This is a genomic window from Megasphaera sp. DJF_B143 (assembly GCF_900320625.1).
Classification (GTDB): Bacteria; Bacillota; Negativicutes; order Veillonellales; family Megasphaeraceae; genus Megasphaera; species Megasphaera hexanoica.
On sequence record NZ_ONTA01000139.1, the window covers coordinates 1 to 4,840 of the forward strand.

Below are 4,840 nucleotides of genomic sequence, written 5' to 3' on the forward strand. Positions count from 1 at the left end.
CCGGCTGAACGGTACCGGCAGATGCTGGAGCATTTCCAGGCCCTGCGGGCCTATAAGGGCGATTATACAGCTCTCAGGGAAATGCGTTCCCATGCAGCCTGGTACACGAAAGGATTGTACGGGTCGGCAGCCATACGGGAACGGCTTAACAGGGCAGAAAGTACGGCTGTTTTTGAGTCCCTCATCAGGACATTGCTGGAAAAGGAAGAACATTGACACCAGGCACGTATATGCATATAATTAAAGTTACGGTAAAAATAACAGATAGACAGGGCGATGCCTTGTGTATCTGTTTGTAATTTAAGTATCCAATACAAAGGAGTAATAACATGGCTAACGAAACGCTGATTACCCAGGAAGGTCTGCAGAAGTTAAAAGACGAATTAAATGAATTAAAATCTGTCCGCCGTATCAAGGTATCGAAACGTATCCAGGAAGCTATCGCCCTGGGCGATTTGAGTGAAAACTCAGAATATGATGATGCCAAAAACGAACAGGCTCTGGTCGAAGGGCACATTGCCGAATTGGAAGCAAAAATCCGTACGGCAAAAATCATTGAAGAAACGGAAGACAGCAGCGCGAAAGTACGCCTGGGCTCCAAAGTTATTCTGGAAGACGTAGAAACGGGGGACCGCTTTGATTATACCGTAGTCGGCACAGCCGAAGCGGATCCGTTCAATAATAGAATTTCCAATGAATCTCCGGTAGGTTCGGCTATTCTGGGACAGCGGATCAGTGCATCCAATCCGGCTGTTGTTACCGTCAAAGCACCGGCAGGTGAATTGAAATACCGTATTTTACCGCCCGATGCAGAATAAACAACTTAGGAGGAACCAATAATTATGGCTGATACGAAACAGAATACAGCACCGATTGAAGAAGAAAAGTTAAATGACCAGATGAAGGTCCGCCGCGAAAAAATGCAGCAGTTTATCGATGCGGGCATTTATCCCTTCGGTCAGAAATATAACTGGGATCATCATGCCCAGGACGTCAAAGAACAGGCAGAACAACTGGAAAAAGATCAGACATTTGTCAGCGTTGCCGGACGCCTGATGGCAATCCGCCGCCATGGCAAGACGGCATTCTGCGTGCTCCGTGATATTACCGGGGAAATCCAGCTTTATTTCCGCAAAGATGTATTGGGTGAACAGTCCTACGATTTATTCAAACTGCTCGATATTGGTGATATTGTCGGCGTAGAAGGCCCTGTCTTTACGACTCACACGGGAGAAACGACAATCCGCGTCGAAAAATGGACGCTCCTTTCCAAATCTCTGCGCCCGCTGCCGGAAAAATTCCATGGCCTGACCGATAAAGAAACGCGGTATCGCCAGCGTTACCTGGACCTGATTGTCAATCCGGAAGTCAAAGATACGTTTATCAAGCGCTCCCAGATCATAAAGGGAATCCGTAAATATCTCGACGACCGTCATTTCCTGGAAGTCGAAACGCCGATGCTCCATACTATTGCCGGCGGTGCTGCAGCCCGACCGTTCAAAACTCATCACAATGCGCTGGATATGGACATTTATCTGCGTATTGCCCCGGAACTGCATCTGAAACGACTCCTCGTCGGCGGACTGGAACGGGTCTATGAAATGAACCGCTGCTTCCGCAACGAAGGGATTGATACCCGTCATAATCCGGAATTTACAACCGTCGAATTGTATCAGGCGTATGGTGACCTGGAAGATGTCATTTTCATTACAGAAGATATGGTTTCCAAACTGGCACAAATGCTCTATGGAACAATGAAACTGACTTATATTGATAAAGAAATCGACCTGACTCCTCCCTGGGACCGGATGACGATGATAGAAGCGGTCAAGAAATACAGTGGAGCCGATTTTGAAGGCGTTACGGATATCGGAGTGGCGCGCAAGATGGCTGATGAACATCATGTCGAATATGGTCAGTACGATGGCGTTGGCAAAATCATCAATGCTTTCTTCGAAGCATTTGTAGAAGAAAACCTGATTCAGCCGACCATCATTACGGGACATCCGTTGGAAATTTCTCCGCTCACCAAACAGGACCGCGAAAACCCACTCCTGACATACCGTTTTGAAGGGTTTATTTATGGCCGGGAACTGGCAAATGGCTTTTCTGAATTAAACGATCCCATTGACCAGCGGAACCGCTTTATCGAACAGATGAAGGAACGGGAACGGGGCGATGACGAAGCTCATCAGATGGATGAAGATTACTGCCGCGCTCTGGAATATGGCCTGCCGCCGACGGGTGGTCTGGGTATCGGAATTGACCGTCTCGTCATGTTCCTGACGAACAGTGCCTCTATCCGCGACGTCCTCTTATTCCCACTGAGCCGTCCGGAACAGAAATAATGTTAAAAACACCCTTTGAACCACATCGAAGGGTGTTTTTACTATATCCCGTTTTGAAAGGAGGGCGCATGATGAAGTATTCGCTGCGTGTTCTGGCAACCCTTCTGTGCCTGGGTCTGATGGCCTCATCACCGGCCCTGGCGGCAGAGATGCCGGCACAGGAAACTACCTTGTCCGGGGAAATACCTTTGTTTGTCCCTGCTTCGGTACCGGTACAGCCGGCAGAGCAGCAGAAGGACAAAAAACAAGATCTGAAAAATCAGACAGAACGCCCGGGAAAAACGTCGGATCAGCAGGAAAAAGACGGAAAATCCGTTGCAGATCATGACGGACTCGTCGTAGATGAAGTCACACAAGACCGGACGTTAAGTGAAGCTGATTTTGCCTTTAACGGCCTTCATGCCGGAGATTCTCTGCAAAAAGTAAAACGTATTTTTGGCAGCCCGACGAAATATGCCCAGAGTGCCCATTATACAGAACTGAAATATAACCGCAAGGACCTGGACATGACGGTACGCCTGCGCAATGATACGCCTCAGATTTTGAAAGAAGCGGCGGCCGGCCGGAAGGCAGTCCACCCCGGTGTCGATTCTGTCACACTGGCTGAGGGGCCGGATGTCTATATCGGGCCGGGGATTCATCTCGGCCACCCGGCAGAACTCCTGGTACGCAAATACGGACGTCCTTTGCAAGTATTGCGCGATGCCGATGCCAATGTCTATTATTTCGTTTATGAAAACCCAGGAAAGGATCATGTCCTGGTCTTTGCCATCGGGGAACGTAAAGTGGCCCGTGTTGCCCTGTTGCCGCCCAGACCGCCGTATATTGAAGGGCGGCCTCTGGAAAAAATCGGCGGCTGGACACCAAGAGATTTTACTCTCGTGGGATATGGTGTCAACGAACCGTTTGTAGCCAATAAATATAATATGTGGACCAATCTGGTCAAACGCAGCGGGGGTAAATTCTGGCTGTACGGTACGTATGGCGTCGAAGTAGACCGGCATAATATGGTAAAGAAAGTATTTCTCCTTACGAATAGCAGTTATACCGGCCGCGGAGCCACCCTGGGATACCGCCTCTCAACGATATTTTCCCTTTATGGTGAACCCAGCCGTATAGAAAAAGGACCGGCAGGGGAGCAATTTGTCGATGCCTATTATTATGACAGTCCATTCCAAAAAGGCGTTTCCCTCGTGTTCATCAGTAAGCATCAGACGGATTACGTCGATGATGTCCTGCTCATCAGCGAACCCATTAAAAATATCCAGGACCCCATGGAACGCTATGGTTTGAAGTAGAAAACGCCGTATTTTACAAGCCGTTTCTAAACTTAATAAAATAAATAGGAAAAATGCTTTACTTACAAGGCCCGCATCCAGTATAATAAATATAAATAATAATTGCAGATGAAGGTGATATCCATGGTTACAGATGCAGATGTTTTGAAACGGTGGAAGTACATTGCACAGGAAGAAGAAAAACTTCTCATCATTATCGGCGGACCTGGTTCAGGCAAGAGCAAACTGATTCGTGAACTGACCTTCCAGGATGGTTGGAAGATTTGCGAAGCCAAAGACCTCTTTGATGATGAATTTCTTGAAATTCCCCGTGCAGACCGGCCGGAAAAGGCGATTTCCCTTATTTCCGAAGCTATCCACAGACTGAATGCCCGTGTCGTAATGATTGATAACGTCGGGTTCTTGTTTGCGCCGATTTTAAATTTGAATCCTATTGAAATGCTGAAGAAATTAAGCCGTGAATGCCCGATTATCGTCAGCTGGCGCGGTCATCTTGAAGGCAACACGCTGTATTTTGAACACAAAGGTGATCCGAAATACGCTAAATTTACGATTGAAGACCCGAATCACGTCATGAGTCTTGATTAAGGCGGACCAGAAGAAGGTCTGGCCTGTAGGTGGCAGGATGTAAGCTGTCGTTTTATAAGCATGAACATAACAGGAGCTGCAACGAAGTGAAGACGATTCATTTCGTTGCAGCTCCTGTTATGTTTTGCCGGATATCCATTTGGTCCGGACATGTTTACGGATTTCTCTATCTTTCTGTCAAGGTGTGTGATATAATTTTTTCTATGCGTGTGAAAGGTTTTGTTTTCTGACCACTCATGGATTTATGACAAAGGAGTTATATCAATGAACGATTATATGATTGCCGTCATCCTCGGCATTGTCGAAGGCTTTACAGAATATCTGCCTGTATCTTCCACCGGTCATATGATTCTTGTCGGTGACTGGCTGGGATTTGACGGTCCCCGGGCCAGCGTGTTTGAAGTGTTTATCCAGCTTGGTGCGATTCTTTCTGTGCTCATCATTTACAAGGAAAAGTTTATCCGCATGTTATATCAGTATCGCTGTTGGAACTTATTCCGCCGGGAAAATTGGTTCCGCACCGATACGGGACTTACACTGGCCCATGTGGCAGCCGGTATTGTCCCTGTCATGGGTATCGGCTATCTGGCCCATCATGCCATTAAG

6 protein-coding genes are annotated in these 4,840 nt (G+C 47.5%); all 6 read left to right on the plus strand.

Annotated features, from left to right (window positions below):
* On the plus strand, nucleotides 1-216 hold a 216-nt coding region (locus DBO31_RS04205), incomplete at its 5' end, for a tRNA-dihydrouridine synthase (protein ID WP_200817457.1).
* Nucleotides 217-329: 113 nt separating this feature from the next.
* A complete protein-coding gene (greA, locus tag DBO31_RS04210) occupies nucleotides 330-818 on the plus strand; it encodes a transcription elongation factor GreA (RefSeq protein ID WP_059076714.1) in 489 nt (162 codons plus the stop codon).
* A 24-nt stretch (nucleotides 819-842) separates the two neighbouring features.
* Nucleotides 843-2,348: a lysine--tRNA ligase gene (gene lysS / locus DBO31_RS04215; protein ID WP_075581984.1), complete on the plus strand. Its 1,506-nt coding sequence runs from the start codon at nucleotides 843-845 to the stop codon at nucleotides 2,346-2,348.
* A gap of 68 nt (nucleotides 2,349-2,416) precedes the next feature.
* Nucleotides 2,417-3,646, plus strand: coding sequence for a hypothetical protein (locus tag DBO31_RS04220; RefSeq protein WP_234995382.1), 1,230 nt, complete (start codon nucleotides 2,417-2,419; stop codon nucleotides 3,644-3,646).
* A gap of 123 nt (nucleotides 3,647-3,769) precedes the next feature.
* Nucleotides 3,770-4,234, plus strand: a complete 465-nt coding sequence (gene brxF, locus DBO31_RS04225) for a BREX-3 system P-loop-containing protein BrxF (RefSeq protein ID WP_059076717.1) — start codon at nucleotides 3,770-3,772, stop codon at nucleotides 4,232-4,234.
* 264 nt (nucleotides 4,235-4,498) lie between these two features.
* On the plus strand, nucleotides 4,499-4,840 hold a 342-nt coding region (locus DBO31_RS04230; protein WP_304466342.1), incomplete at its 3' end, for an undecaprenyl-diphosphate phosphatase.

Bases quoted from the DNA above. Each gene is read 5' to 3' on its own strand.
- greA (WP_059076714.1), top strand. From the start codon at position 330: ATGGCTAACGAAACGCTGATTACCCAGGAAGGTCTGCAGAAGTTAAAA.
- lysS (WP_075581984.1), top strand. From the start codon at position 843: ATGGCTGATACGAAACAGAATACAGCACCGATTGAAGAAGAAAAGTTA.
- DBO31_RS04220 (WP_234995382.1), top strand. From the start codon at position 2,417: ATGATGAAGTATTCGCTGCGTGTTCTGGCAACCCTTCTGTGCCTGGGT.
- brxF (WP_059076717.1), top strand. From the start codon at position 3,770: ATGGTTACAGATGCAGATGTTTTGAAACGGTGGAAGTACATTGCACAG.